11 protein-coding genes, 2 tRNA genes and 1 other RNA gene are annotated in these 14,360 nt (G+C 39.6%); 10 read left to right on the top strand and 4 right to left on the bottom strand.

Annotated elements, in window-relative coordinates; all coding sequences use genetic code 11:
- Positions 1-3 precede the first annotated feature (3 nt).
- The 3 genes from rnpB to ACS125_RS08205 all read left to right on the top strand — a co-directional run bounded on the left by rnpB (position 4) and on the right by ACS125_RS08205 (position 1,832).
- An RNA gene (rnpB, locus tag ACS125_RS08195) (RNase P RNA component class A) lies at positions 4-359 on the top strand.
- 63 nt (positions 360-422) lie between these two features.
- Positions 423-499, top strand: a tRNA-Met gene (locus ACS125_RS08200).
- Positions 500-647: 148 nt separating this feature from the next.
- Entirely contained in the window at positions 648-1,832 is a 1,185-nt protein-coding gene (locus tag ACS125_RS08205) for a porin (RefSeq protein WP_443271455.1), read from the top strand.
- A 53-nt stretch (positions 1,833-1,885) separates the two neighbouring features.
- Here the strand turns inward: ACS125_RS08205 and ACS125_RS08210 are convergent, their stop codons facing one another.
- Positions 1,886-2,866, bottom strand: a complete 981-nt coding sequence (locus tag ACS125_RS08210; protein ID WP_443271457.1) for a LysR family transcriptional regulator — start codon at positions 2,864-2,866, stop codon at positions 1,886-1,888.
- Between the two features lie 103 nt (positions 2,867-2,969).
- On the opposite strand from ACS125_RS08210, the gene ACS125_RS08215 reads away from it, so the two are divergent.
- From ACS125_RS08215 to ACS125_RS08245, 7 genes are all read left to right on the top strand, one after another.
- A complete protein-coding gene (locus ACS125_RS08215) occupies positions 2,970-4,082 on the top strand; it encodes a tartrate dehydrogenase (protein WP_111855982.1) in 1,113 nt (370 codons plus the stop codon).
- Between the two features lie 20 nt (positions 4,083-4,102).
- Complete coding sequence (locus ACS125_RS08220) at positions 4,103-5,755, top strand: BCCT family carnitine transporter (protein ID WP_107881803.1); 1,653 nt, start codon at positions 4,103-4,105, stop codon at positions 5,753-5,755.
- Between the two features lie 11 nt (positions 5,756-5,766).
- The gene (locus ACS125_RS08225; protein WP_443271460.1) at positions 5,767-6,741 is read left to right on the top strand and encodes an alpha/beta hydrolase fold domain-containing protein; all 975 of its coding nucleotides are present in this window, start codon (positions 5,767-5,769) and stop codon (positions 6,739-6,741) included.
- 42 nt (positions 6,742-6,783) lie between these two features.
- The gene (gene cntA / locus ACS125_RS08230; protein WP_002120432.1) at positions 6,784-7,899 is read left to right on the top strand and encodes a carnitine monooxygenase subunit alpha; all 1,116 of its coding nucleotides are present in this window, start codon (positions 6,784-6,786) and stop codon (positions 7,897-7,899) included.
- A gap of 63 nt (positions 7,900-7,962) precedes the next feature.
- Positions 7,963-9,414: an NAD-dependent succinate-semialdehyde dehydrogenase gene (locus ACS125_RS08235; RefSeq protein WP_443271462.1), complete on the top strand. Its 1,452-nt coding sequence runs from the start codon at positions 7,963-7,965 to the stop codon at positions 9,412-9,414.
- Positions 9,415-9,461: 47 nt separating this feature from the next.
- Complete coding sequence (gene cntB / locus ACS125_RS08240; RefSeq protein ID WP_443271464.1) at positions 9,462-10,418, top strand: carnitine monooxygenase, reductase subunit CntB; 957 nt, start codon at positions 9,462-9,464, stop codon at positions 10,416-10,418.
- A gap of 157 nt (positions 10,419-10,575) precedes the next feature.
- A tRNA-Met gene (locus ACS125_RS08245) sits at positions 10,576-10,652 on the top strand.
- Positions 10,653-10,695: 43 nt separating this feature from the next.
- On the opposite strand, the gene ACS125_RS08250 is transcribed toward ACS125_RS08245, so the two are convergent.
- The 3 genes from ACS125_RS08250 to ACS125_RS08260 all read right to left on the bottom strand — a co-directional run bounded on the left by ACS125_RS08250 (position 10,696) and on the right by ACS125_RS08260 (position 14,288).
- A complete protein-coding gene (locus tag ACS125_RS08250) occupies positions 10,696-11,724 on the bottom strand; it encodes a hypothetical protein (RefSeq protein WP_004794171.1) in 1,029 nt (342 codons plus the stop codon).
- On the bottom strand, positions 11,717-13,342 hold the full coding sequence (locus ACS125_RS08255; RefSeq protein WP_151964566.1) for an NAD+ synthase: 1,626 nt from the start codon (positions 13,340-13,342) through the stop codon (positions 11,717-11,719). The genes ACS125_RS08250 and ACS125_RS08255 overlap by 8 nt, the downstream gene beginning before the upstream one ends.
- Positions 13,343-13,727: 385 nt before the next feature.
- Complete coding sequence (locus tag ACS125_RS08260; protein ID WP_151964567.1) at positions 13,728-14,288, bottom strand: hypothetical protein; 561 nt, start codon at positions 14,286-14,288, stop codon at positions 13,728-13,730.
- Between the last annotated feature and the right edge of the window lie 72 nt (positions 14,289-14,360).

Raw genomic sequence — 14,360 nt, forward strand, 5'->3', positions numbered from 1 at the left:
CCTGAGGTGAGCTGGATGGTCGCTGCTGTGGAGGTCTTCGTGACTGAAGCAGGGGAGGAAAGTCCGGGCTTCATAGGGCAGGGTGCCAGGTAACGCCTGGGCGGTGAAAGCCGACGGAAAGTGCAGCAGAGAGTAGACCGCCTCATTCGTGAGGTAAGGGTGAAAGGGTGCGGTAAGAGCGCACCGCGTGTCTGGTAACAGTTCACGGCATGGTAAACCCCACCAGAAGCAAGACCAAATAGGAATCCTGAGGTACGGCCCGTACTGGATTCGGGTAGGTCGCTTGAGCGTATGAGTGATTGTACGCCTAGAGGAATGACCATCCTCGACAGAACCCGGCTTATAGGCTCACTTCACCTAATTTATTTAAAATTTTTCTTGACGTGCATTAAAGAAACTAAGATAATGCGCGCACAGTTTTCGGCTATGTAGCTCAGTTGGTTAGAGCACCGCACTCATAATGCGGGGGTCACAAGTTCAAGTCTCGTCATAGCCACCATTTTATAGACCACGCTCCTGCGTGGTCTTTTTTTATGCTCGTTTTTTGATTAAACACAGTTTGTAAAGACCGACTTTATAGTTGTGGCATTGTTTGTCTACGTCAATTTCTTCATGTTCTTATAACACTTAACAAGGATGTTGAAGACATGAAAAGGTCATTATTATTTTTAGGGATTTTAAGTTTAACGGCGGGAGTTCAAGTTTCTGCGGCTGATTTGAGTTGGGGAGATCCAACTTTAGACTCGGGTCAATTTAAAGTTTCTGGCGCGATACGTTCCCGATATTTGCATAAAGATTATGTGGTTGATGCAAATGAAGGTTCTCAAAATGATGACTGGCGGCTAACCGATATTAAATTAGTGTTAGGTTATGAAAATCCAGATTGGATTGCAGGGGCGGATGCTCGTTGTTATCAATATGATCGCTTATGCGATGCAATTTTTCTAAAAAAAGCATGGGTAGGTTATAAGTTATCTGACCAGCAGAGAATCACGGCAGGTTTGCAACCCGTTGATTTTGGTTTTGGCGAATTTTGGGGAAGTAGTTATTACGAAACACTTTTAAATACAGTTGGTTTAGAAGATATCGATAATTTGGGTATCAAATATAAGTTTGCAGATGATAAATATAATTTGACCTTAGGTTTTTATCCAACTGATGGTGGAAATTATAAGGGAACTTCAAAAGACTCAAGCCGTTACAGTGGTAACTTTGTTGAAGCTGATGATTTAAGTACAGGTACCAATATTGAAGAAAAAAATATGTGGATTGCCCGAGCATCTAGAAAATTTGAACTAGATAAGTCTCAAAATTTTTCGACTGAGCTAGGTGGGTCAGTTTGGTACTCCGATTTAGAAAATAAAAGAACAAATGTAGATGGGCACCGAAAATCTTGGAACGTTTTTGCTCAAACGCAATATCAAGCATGGCAATGGATGTTCTTGGGGGGTAAACAAGATGTGACCAATGGCGATGATTTATTTCCAAATAGTTCAACCATTGGTGCATTCGACTACCCATATCAAGTCGCCAATAAAGGTAAGTATTTGGTCAATGAAATTAACTATACCTTTGCTCAGCCATTCCATCAGATTGAAAATATTAAACCTTATATCTCCCATAGTCGCTTTTTTAAAGATGAGGATGGCTATAAAGACTCTGAACGTTTAATTGCAGGGGTTTATTTTAATTACAAAGCTATTGGTATTCAGGGTGAATACATTATGAGTAAAAATGATCCAATGGTGGGAGGTGGGGCTGATGGCCTTGTACAAGGTAGTAGCAATGACTGGGATAAATTGTTTTATCTTTCAATTGGATATTATTTCTAAAATTTAAGAGCAATTTATTGCCCTAAGTGAATAGGCTTCACTTAGGGCTTTTTTTATAGAAAGACTTTTTCAGGAGGAGGTTCACGTTTGACTGCGGGTGAAATGAGTTGTCCTCGACTTAAGTTTTGCACATGTTGCAATCGATTAAGCAATTCATTTTGAATGAACAAAATGCAAGTTTGTAATTTAGACGAGCTTTTGAGTCGTGATGGATAAACGGCCCAAATATCCGCATCTTGCCAATATTCAGGCAAAATATGTTGAAGTTGGCCTGTAATTAGTTCATCTGCAACGTCCCAAATCGAACGAAAGATGATGCCATGTCCTTCTATAGCAAGCTGATGAATAATTTCGCCGTTATTAGAAACAAAGCGTGGTTTGACATGAACCGAGACATCTTCAGAAGTATGTCTAAATTTCCAAAGTACCGAAGATTGATCACGTTCACTAATTGTTAAACAATCATGTGTTTGCAAGTCTTCAATGCTGTCTGGTACACCGTGTTTAAGTAAATAGCTTGGCGCTGCACACAAAATTCGAAAATTAGAAGCTAACTTCTTCGCAATCATGTTTGGCGCAATTTCATTACCAATTCTAATATCCAAATCAATACTGTGTTGAATCAGGTCTTTAGTATTGTCGATGGTGTCAAAATGAATTTGAAGCTTTGGATAAAGCATCATTAATTTAGACAGAATTGGGGCGATATGCTTTCTGCCAAAACCAAAGCTGCTAATAATATCCATACGACCTGTGGGTGTACTGAGCGGGTTATTGACCAGTTCACAAACTTCATCAAATTCTTCAAGAATATTTGAAACTCTCTCAAGAATAAGTTTGCCATCTTCCGTTAGGCTAACGTGACGCGTGCTGCGATGAAAAAGTTTGCAGCTTAACGTGTTTTCTAAAATATTAATTCGCTTGCTAATAAAAGCTGGCGATGTCCCAAGTTCCTCAGCAGATTCGACAAAACTTTTTAGTTTGGCGACTGTGCAAAAAACCTTTAAATCCGATAGGTTAGGTAGATTATTCACGATCCGTGTCCATTGGAGTGATAGTTCCGTTATTGATCATTTTTGCTTAAAACATCATGTTTAAGCCATACAAGGATATTAGTCGAAGGTGTGAAGGAAGCTTATGGCAAAAAGATATAAAGTTGCCACGATTGCAGGCGATGGCATTGGTTTAGAAGTTCTACCAGAAGGCATTAAGGTTGTAAAGGCAGCGGCAGAGAAGCATGGTATTGAGCTTCAACTCGATGCTTTCGATTGGGCAAGCTGCGATTACTACCTTGAGCACGGCAAAATGATGCCGGATGACTGGTTTGAAACCTTGCAAGGTTACGATGCGATCTATTTTGGTGCTGTAGGCTGGCCAGATAAAGTGCCCGACCATATTTCACTTTGGGGTTCGCTACTTCAGTTCCGTCGTGGTTTTGACCAATATGTGAATTTACGTCCAGTGCGCTTAATGCCAGGTGTGAAATGTCCATTAGTAGGTAAAAAACCAGGCGACATCGATTTTTACGTAGTTCGTGAAAACAGTGAAGGTGAATACTCAGCCATTGGTGGTAAAGCTTTTGAAGGAACAGACCGCGAGTTTGTTTTACAAGAAGCCGTATTTACACGTCATGGTGTAGACCGAATTTTGCGTTATGCATTTGAGTTTGCAAATCAGCGTGATGCGAAAAAAATTACCGCAGCGACCAAATCAAATGGTATTGCTGTCAGCATGCCGTACTGGGATGAACGCGTTGATGCGATGGCAAAACAATATCCTCAAATTCAGGCTGATAAACAGCATGTTGATATTTTAGCGGCTCGTTTTGTTTTACAACCTGAACGTTTTGATGTGGTTGTTGCATCGAATTTATTTGGCGACATTCTTTCCGATTTAGGCCCTGCATGTACAGGAACTATTGGTTTGGCTGCTTCGGCAAATTTAAACCCAGAAAGAAAATTCCCATCATTGTTTGAACCTGTACATGGTTCGGCACCAGATATTTACGGTAAACAAATTGCCAATCCGATCGCTGCGATTTGGTCGGGTGCCATGATGTTCGAATTCTTTGGTGAAGAAGACGAACGTTGCATTCAAGCAGGTCAGGACATTATGCAGGCGATTGAGAATGTCTTAATTAATGGGCCAAAGACAGCCGATATCGGCGGTCAGGCAAAAACTTATGAGGTAGGAGATGCAATTGCATCGTGTGTAGCCCAAATTAAAATGGACGTGTTCGCTATGGAATAACGCCATCCAAAAATGGATGTATGGATATGGATAATCAAAACACAAAAATTTATACGGATAAAGTTCTTGCCGTAACCAGCTTACTGTTTGTATTTATTTCAGTTGCTGGTTTGGCGATTTATTCGCAAGAGTCGATTAAGATTGCTGCAACATGGATGCAGTGGACGACCTCAGTATTTACAACCCCAGTATTACTGTTTGCTTTTTTAGCCATTATTTTTACTTTTGGTCTAGCTTTTAGTAAATACGGCAAAATCAAACTAGGTGAAGGGAAACCTCAATACACTACGATGTCATGGATTTTTATGTTCATTTTGTCAGGTATTGGGTCTTCTACACTGTACTGGGGCTTTTTGGACTGGGCTTACTATTATCAGACTCCGGGTTTGAGCTTACCACCTGAGTCGGCAGAAGCATTGAAATATAGCGTGGCTTACTCGTTTTTTCACTCTGGTTTAAGTGCATGGGCAATTTATGCTTTGGCATCAATTTCTTTGTGCTACAGCTACCATGTGAGAAAAAACAAAGGATTAAGCTTGGCTTCCGTTATTGAGGCTGTAACAGGCTTTAAATCAACCGGCGTGGTTGGACGTTTAGTCGACCTCATGTTCTTGCTTTGCATGTTTGGTGCTCTGACGATTTCGTTGGTACTTACTGCCGTGACATTTACCAATATCTTGTCTCAACTCACAGGTATCCCAAATACCTTTATGACCAAGGTCATCATTATTTTGGGTGTCTCGGTTGTGTTTGCGCTTAGTTCTTACGTTGGTATGGACAAAGGTATGCAGCGTTTAAGCCATTTGGTGTGCTTAGGTGTTGTGTTATTTGCAATTTATGTACTTTGCTTTGGTCCGACTCAATTCATTTTGAATAATTCATTAATGAGTTTCGGGTTAATGGCAACCAACTTTGTTGATATGAGCCTGTTTACCGACCCAATGGGTGATGGCAAGTTTACCCGTGAATGGACTGTTTTCTACTGGTTGTGGTGGATTTCATATGCACCGGGTGTGGCACTGTTCGTAACGCGTGTTTCGAAAGGTCGTACGATTAAAGAAGTGATCTTTGCCATGGTGATTGGTGGTAGTGTCGGTCTTTGGTTCATCTTCGGTGTATTTGAAAACTATAGTGTTTATAGCTTTATTCATGGGGCTGTAAATGTACCGCAAATCTTAAGCCAACAAGGTGGTGAGGTTGCGATTGGTCAATTGCTCAGTCTGTTACCTGCCGGAAAACTAATGATGTGGATTTTCCTCGGCATTATGGTGGTGTTCTTGGCAGCACATATGGATGCAGTAGGCTATGCGGTTTCAGCAACATGTACACGTGGTTTAAGTGAAGGACAAGATCCATCGCCAAATGCCCGTCTGTTCTGGTGTGTAATGCTAACTTTAGTTCCAATTGCCATGATCTTTAGTAAAGCACCGTTAGACACCATGAAAACAGCAACCATTGTGACGGCTTTACCATTCATTGTGATTATTCTGATTCAAACCTATGGCTTAGTGAAATGGCTGATTCAGGATTATGCCAAAGTCCCATCGCATTTAATTGAGCAACAAGGTTATGATGAGCAAGAAATTGGTTTAAACCAGTCTCAAGATGAACATGCAAAACGGATGCAACTTGAGCTTGCAAGCTCAATCAAACTGGACAGAAAAACCAGCTAGAGGGAACGGTAATGACTACACATGAACAGACCACTTATGCCTTAAGTGAAGAAATGCAAAGCCTTGTGTATTGGAGCAGCATTTATTCACCAGCAGATGCAGATATTGACTCAGTCCGTGCGGCCTATGACGCGATGTGTCGACACTACACTTTGCCACGTGATGGCAAGATCGAAGTAGAAGATCGAGTTGTGGCAAATGATGAGCATCAAGTTCCTGTTCGCGTGTATTTACCAAAAACAAATCGACCTGAAACTGGTTGGCCGTGTGTGTTGTATTTACATGGCGGCGGTTGGATGGTTGGCGGGCTCGATTCACATGAGTTTATTACCAGCTATTTGTGTCAGGACTTAAATGCAGTTGTCATTAGCGTAGATTACCGCATGGCACCAGAGCATCGTTTTCCAGCAGCTTATGAAGATTGTTTAGCAGTTTATCAATGGCTTAAAAAGCATGGTTCAGCTTGGCAGATCGATAGCGAAAATATCATTCTAGCAGGCGATAGTGCAGGCGGTAACTTGGCAGCAGCCCTTGCAGTGCATCTACAGCATAGTGGTTTACAAGCTCAAGGACTGGCTTTGGTTTATCCGTGTTTAACTACAGCACTTGATACACCAGCCGCACAAAAGCATGCCCATGCGCCGTTATTAACGACAGAAGATATGCATTTTTATTTAAAGGAATATGCACCTAACTTTCAAGATTGGCAAGATTTGCGTCTAGCGCCTTTATTGGCAACTGATTTTTCAGATATGCCTGCCAGTTTTGTAGCCGTTGCAGAATATGACCCTTTAAGTGATGACGGTTATTTCTTTACCCAAAAATTGGAACAAGCAGGAATCCCGAGTGAGTTTCATTTAGGCAAAGGTTTATTACATGGCAGTTTACGTCTTATGCGTGACTGCCCAGAAGTTCAACAGTTATATCAAAACATGCTGATTGCAATACGTCACATGTTTGGCAGTGTCGAAAAGACAACAATTTAATATCGAGTCATTTGGACGAAAAGAATTTAATGGAGTAAGAACATGAGTGCAGTTGAAAAATTACCTGAAGATTTTTGTGCAAACCCAGATGTTGCATGGACTTTCCCTAAAGTTTTTTATACTTCATCGCAAGTTTTTGAGCATGAGAAAGAAGCGATCTTTGCTAAAAGCTGGATTTGTGTTGCACATGGCAGTGAATTGGCACAACCGAATGACTATATTACCCGTAAAGTAATTGGTGAAAATATTGTCATCATTCGCGGTAAAGATAGTGTTTTACGTGCGTTTTATAATGTGTGTCCGCATCGTGGTCACGAGCTTTTAAGTGGTAGTGGTAAAGCAAAAAATGTAATTACTTGTCCATACCATGCTTGGACTTTTAAGCTAGACGGTAGCTTGGCTTTGGCGCGTAACTGTGACCATGTTGAATCTTTCGATAAAGAAAACTCAAGCATGGTGCCTTTAAAAGTTGAGGAATATGCAGGATTTGTTTTCATTAATATGGATGAAAATGCGACTTGTGTAGAAGACCAACTTCCGGAATTTGCTGAGCGTTTAAATCAAGCATGTAGCGTAATTAAAGATTTGAAACTGGCGGCACGTTTTGTGACAGAAACTCCGGCAAACTGGAAAGTGATTGTTGATAATTATCTAGAGTGCTATCACTGTGGACCAGCGCATCCTGGTTTTGCCGATTCGGTACAAGTTGATAAATATTGGCACACAACACATCAAAACTGGACATTGCAGTATGGCTTTGCTCGCTCATCTGAGAAGTCATTTAAGCTTGATCCATCGGTAACTGATCCTGAGTTTCATGGTTTCTGGACTTGGCCTTGCACAATGTTCAACGTACCACCGGGCAGCAACTTCATGACTGTGATCTATGAATTTCCAGTTGATGCAGAAACGACTTTGCAACATTACGATATTTACTTCACGAACGAAGAACTTACTCAAGATCAGAAAGATTTGATTGAGTGGTATCGCAATGTATTCCGCCCTGAAGATTTGAACTTAGTCGAAAGCGTACAACGTGGTTTGAAATCACGTGGTTATCGTGGTCAAGGCCGTATCATGACTGACAAGCAACGCTCAGGAATTAGTGAGCATGGTATTGCTTACTTCCAACATCTTGTAGCGCAACATCACAAATAAAACAAATGGATTTATTCAGGTGTAAAGATGACTTACACCTGATTCTTCAGTTAGGAAGATGATATGTCGAGTTTACAAAGCACTGAATTATTTCAGCAACAGGCCTATATTAATGGGCAATGGCTAGCTGCACAGTCAAATGCAACGGTTCCAGTGACTAACCCAGCTACAGGCGAAGAAATTGGCACAATACCAAATATGGGAGGGGCTGAGGCGACTCAAGCAGTCGAGGCTGCTTATACTGCATTACAGAGTTGGAAAGCTTTAACTGCTCAAAACCGTGCAGATATTTTATTAGCTTGGTACACACTGGTTCTCGATCATAGTGATGAACTTGCTTTAATCATGACCATTGAACAAGGAAAACCTTTGGCAGAAGCGAAAGGTGAAGTGCGTTATGCTGCATCCTTTATTCAATGGTTTGCCGAAGAAGGCAAGCGTATCTATGGTGATGTGATTCCAACCGTAAATAACCAGCAGCGTTTTATTATCAGTAAAGAACCTGTGGGTGTCGTGGCTGCGATTACGCCGTGGAATTTCCCAATCGCCATGATTACTCGTAAAGCTGCACCAGCTTTAGCAGCTGGATGTACGATCGTGATTAAGCCAGCGAATGAAACGCCTTATTGTGCATTAGCGATTGCGAAACTTGCCGAAAAAGCAGGTATTCCGGCTGGTGTGCTTAATGTTGTGACAGGTAAATCTCAAGAAATTGGCTCTGTATTTACTTCACATGAAAAAGTGAAAAAATTGACCTTTACTGGCTCAACTCCAGTGGGGCGCCTACTGATGCAGCAGTGTTCAAGTACCATTAAAAAATTGGCGCTTGAGTTAGGTGGTAATGCACCTCTGATTGTATTTGATGATGCAGATTTAGATAAAGCTGTACAAGGCGCGATTTTTGCTAAGTTCCGTAATGCGGGCCAGACCTGTGTTTGTGCTAACCGCATTTATGTACATGACAATATTTATCAAGCTTTTGCTGAGAAGTTTGTTCAAGAAGTACAAAAGTTTAAAGTCGGTAATGGTTTGGAAGATGGCGTACAAATTGGCCCATTAATTAATGAAAAAGCAGTTTTAAAAGCACAGCAGTTGATTGATGATGCGGTAAGTAAAGGAGCTAAAGTTGTTTGCGGTGGTAAGCAGCATGTTTTAGGACAAACCTTTTATGAGCCATCGGTTTTAACTAATGTTGACCGTACGATGGAAATTGTCCAAGAAGAAATTTTTGGTCCAGTTGCGCCGCTCATTCGCTTTACAGATGAAGCTGATGTTGTTGCTCAGGCCAATGACACCATTTTTGGTTTGGCAGCGTATGTTTATAGCGAAAATATTTCACGTTTATGGCGAGTGTCAGAACAGCTTGAATATGGAATGGTCGGTATGAATGCCACAGCAATTTCAAATGAAGTTGTACCATTTGGTGGCGTGAAGCAATCAGGTGTCGGACGTGAAGGCTCAAAGTATGGTCTTGAAGAGTTCATGACTATTAAATACATGTGTTTAGGGCTTTAAGGATAAGCCCTAACAACAAGAATATGCGGTAAAAGAAGGATTCTAATATGGCTAGTCATTATGAAATGTTCCCGGCAGTTGTTACTCATGTGGAGCAGCTGACCCCTTTAATCAAACGGTTTACGTTCAAACGTCAAGATGGGCAGAACTTTCCTCGATTTAGTGGGGGAAGCCATATTATTGTCAAAATGAATGAACAGCTTTCCAATGCGTATTCATTGATGAGTTGTACGCAAGATCTATCGACTTACCAAGTCTGTGTTCGTAAGGATGTGGAAGGTAAGGGTGGTTCGATTTTCATGCATGATCAATGTAATGAAGGCTGTGAAATTCAGATTTCAGAACCAAAAAATTTATTTCCATTAGCTGAAACAGGCAATAAACATATTTTAATTGCAGGTGGTATTGGCATTACACCATTCTTGCCACAAATGGATGAGCTTGCAGCACGTGGTGCTGAGTTTGAGCTACATTATGCCTACCGTTCACCTGAACACGCGGCTTTGTTAGATGAGCTTAAGCAGAAACATATGGAGCATGTATTTAGCTATGTTGACTCAGAAGGTTGCGCATTAAATTTGGATGAACTGATTTCATCACAACCTAAAGGTACACATGTCTATGTCTGTGGGCCGAAACCTATGATTGATGCTGTGATTGATTGCTGTAATAAGCATCGTTACCGCGATGAATATATCCACTGGGAACAATTTGCTTCAACAGTTCCAGAAGATGGTGAAGCGTTTACAGTGGTACTTACTAAGTCTAAACAGGAAATTGAAGTACAAAGTAACCAGACCATTTTACAAGCCATCGAAACATTAAATATTGATGTGGAATGTTTATGTCGCGAAGGGGTTTGCGGTACATGTGAAACTGCTATTTTAGAAGGTGAAGCAGAGCACTTCGATCAATATCTCAGTGATGCAGAAAAGGCTTCACAAAAGAGCATGATGATTTGTGTATCAAGAGCAAAAGGAAAAAAACTAGTATTAGATCTCTAATATATTTCTTTGGTTGATCAATTGTTTAAAGTACAAATTTGCTAAAAAATGAACAAATAATGATGATCTGAATCTTATTTGTTCATTTGATGGAATTTAGTGGTTTTGAACTCTTGACCTGCTATACAGAACTATAGATAATGCGCACACAGTTTACGGCTATGTAGCTCAGTTGGTTAGAGCACCGCACTCATAATGCGGGGGTCACAAGTTCAAGTCTCGTCATAGCCACCATTTTAAAAACCATGCTCATGCATGGTTTCTTTTTATCTGCTTTTTACATATTAAAATGTTTTTCAATCGTATCGAGTGTTTTTGAGCTTTGATAAAAAGGAGCTAAAAGCGTTTGTAATAACGGTTCTAAAATACCGTGTTCATTAAAGGCATTCATAACCTTCGGATAAAAACGTAAAGCTTCAGTTTGTAAGTCGCTTTCGGTTAAACCAATCTCACTTAATACTTCAAATAAACTCTGGTCTTTATAAAAGTCATAAAAAACTTCGACACCATACAAAATCAGATCTTGCATGAATTGCGATTGGCGTAATTCTTTCCAGTATTCGTAAATTAAAACAAAAAACTCTTCAACATCGAGAGGAGTGAGTTGCTTCATAAACTCATACATTTTTTTATATCTAATATCTTCCCACACATGGCGTACTAGGCTTTCTAAATCTTCGCTCGATAAAAGACTTAATTCTGTAAGTTGCTCATGAATAAAGCTGGCAATCCAAGTTTCAAGTTTATGCTCAAGACGTTGTTGCTGTAGAAAGGAGAATTTTTTGAGTTTGTGTTGCCATTCAAAGTGATAGTCATCAACTCTAGATGCGCTTAGAAATTTTGGTAATTTTTGTTCTAATGTTGAAGTTGCAATGTATTGGCAAAGTTGTTGTACAGAAGGACTGCTTCTTAAAAACTGATTGAGATAAAGAGGAATATGTTCCATTTCTAAAAATTTGGAGAGCCACATTTCAAATTGGTGGTCAGATACCAAATCTTGTAGCTGAATTGGAGACTTCATGGCAGATAGATAAATACGCTGCGCAATTTCCCCAATAAACTCAAGTAAGCCAGCACCTAGCTGCATTTCAAAAGCATAACGTTTCACAACGGCTTGTAGTTGCTCTAAATCAACCACTTCATGAAGTTTTATTTCGTCAGCATGTTGCATAAACAGTTGAATGAACTGCTGGAAATAAATAGGTGAGTTTTCTATAGATAATTGTTTTTTAAAAAATTCCACCTGCTCAAGCAAAAGTGCTTGAGCAAGTGCTGTAGTTTTTGATGAGTTTTCCTGCTCAGTCATTCGCTGTCCAACCGTTGACAATCGGATAACGTCGTTCACGACTAAATGCACGAGAAGTAATTCTCGGCCCAATCGCGCCTTGACGACGTTTGTATTCATTACGATCAACTAAACGGATAACTTTTTCAACTACTTCTTTATCAAAACCTTTGGCAATAATATCTGCCTGACTTAAATCTTCTTCAATGTATGCGTAAAGAATGGCATCCAATACATCATATGCTGGTAAAGAGTCTTGGTCTTTTTGGTCTGGGCGAAGTTCTGCTGAAGGTGGGCGAGTAATAACACGTTCAGGAATAACAGGAGTTTCACTTAAGCTATTACGGTATTTTGCTAATTCAAACACGATAGTTTTATAAACATCTTTTAGAACTGCAAATCCGCCAACCATATCACCGTAAAGTGTACAGTAGCCAACTGAAAGCTCAGACTTGTTGCCAGTAGCGAGTACTAAATTACCAAATTTATTTGATAAGCCCATGAGTAATGTGCCGCGTGCGCGCGCTTGCAAATTCTCTTCGGTCGCATCTGCTGGTGAGTTGCCAAAGAAAGGATACAAGGTTTGCATAAAGCTATTTACAACTGAATGTATTTCAGCAATACCGAAAGTTACACCCATACGACGAGCTTGTTCTGCCGCATCTTCTACACTAATTTGAGAAGTATAAGTATAAGGCATCATTACGGCTTGTACTTTTTCTGCACCAATTGCATCAACAGCAATAGCAAGTGTAAGGGCAGAATCAATACCGCCAGATAAACCTAAAATTACACCGGGGAAACCTGAACGCTCTACATAGTCACGTGTTGCCAGAACTAAACCTTGATAGATCTCTGCAAATGTTTCTAAAGCAGGAGCTGATTCTGTGACTTTAAATGCTTTATTTTTTGGATCAAATTCAGCGATGTAGAGGTCTTCTTTAAAGCTTGGTGCTTGTAAAGCAATTCCACCATCTTTATTGCTGACAAAACTTGTGCCATCAAAAATTAAATCATCTTGTCCGCCCACTTGGTTAACGTACACAATGTTGAGGTGAAGTTGTTTTGCAAGTTCACTCAAGGTTTGTGTACGGTGCTGAGGTTTACCGACTTCGTATGGCGATGCATTTAATACAAGAACAGTATCAACATTTAATTGGCTTAACTGTTTTACAGTATTAATTGACCAGATATCTTCGCAAATCAATACGCCAAACTTATGTCCAAGATATTCAAACACCAAATGCTGATTTCCTTTTTGGAAATAACGTTTTTCATCAAAGACGCCATAGTTTGGTAAATTGTGTTTGTTAAAAACACCCAGAACTTGACCGTCTTTCATGACAGCAGCAGAATTATAACGTTGACCATCTTCTGTCTGGTTCACAAATCCGAAAACCATGACAATATCTTTAACTTCGGCAAGTTGAGCAAAAGCCTTTTGCATACGTTTATTTAAATTTGGACGTAGCAATAAGTCTTCAGCTGGATAACCAATAACAGAAAGCTCGGGAAAAATAATCAGGTCAGCGTTTTGTTTTTTCGCCTGATTTACTTGCTCAATCATCTTTTTGGTGTTTGAGTCAATATTGCCAATATGCGGAGAAAACTGAGCAAGGGCAACTTTAAAACTTTTCATTCAAACCTAATCCTAGATCATAACGAATATAGATACACATAGTGTTGATTTTTATGGATATAATTTTTCAACGATGTGTATGATACGATATTAAACAATTAAAATAGTAAACAAAAATGTCAAGATCAATAATATATACCAATCACATATTTTCTGCGTAAAAATAACGAGATTTTCTGTATAGAATAGAAACAGGCTTCATTATTTTTATTGTCTGTATACTGCCTTATCACAAGCTAATTTGGAATAAGTCTTCTATATTTTTTTCAATAATTTGAAATGAATAAGTACGATTTCAGCGTCTAGATAAGTATTTCTGATTTATAAGAATTCTCATTTACATTAAGCAAGAAATGTTACGTTCAAAGCTAGATTGATTATTTAGTTACAAATCAAGTTGAGGTGAACAGATGATATTGGGGATTTTTCCGGAACAAATGTCACGGGCAATTTCACCTTGTTGTTCAATGTTATAAGAGCTAAAAGCCTTGTGGGGAGAGTAGGTGTATTTATAGGGGTTGTAACTTTTAAAGCTCAGATAATAGGCTGATTGCAGTAAGGCGCCTTTAAGTAGTACATGAATGCCTTTTTGATACTGCATGACATGAGTGAGTTCGTGAATAAAAATACCCTGCATAAATTTAGATTCTAGAGCATAATTTTCACTGTAATCGGAAAGATTGACATAAATATTTCCGTTCGGAGCCATAAAAATACCGTAAGACTGCCAAGGAAGGTAGCGAGTAGCAATAATTTTAGGTTGCTCACAATTGAGCATGTCGCCAAAGATCATTTGTGCTAATACTTTTTCTTGAGCAGTCAAATGCCTAATTGGGTAGTTTTTTAAGTGACGGAAAATAAAAAGTGTAAGAAGAGTAAATTTTCTGAGAATTAAGCGTTTAAAGGCATTAAAAAGTAGCATAGCTTTGCCATTAAATGAGTTCATTTATTTCTTTAGCATACTATAGGTTAGGTATCGCGAAATAAAGAGGTGTGGTTATTCATTAGTTTTCTTATT

It is taken from the genome of Acinetobacter sp. PFS20 (assembly GCF_052261015.1).
Lineage (GTDB): Bacteria > Pseudomonadota > Gammaproteobacteria > Pseudomonadales > Moraxellaceae > Acinetobacter.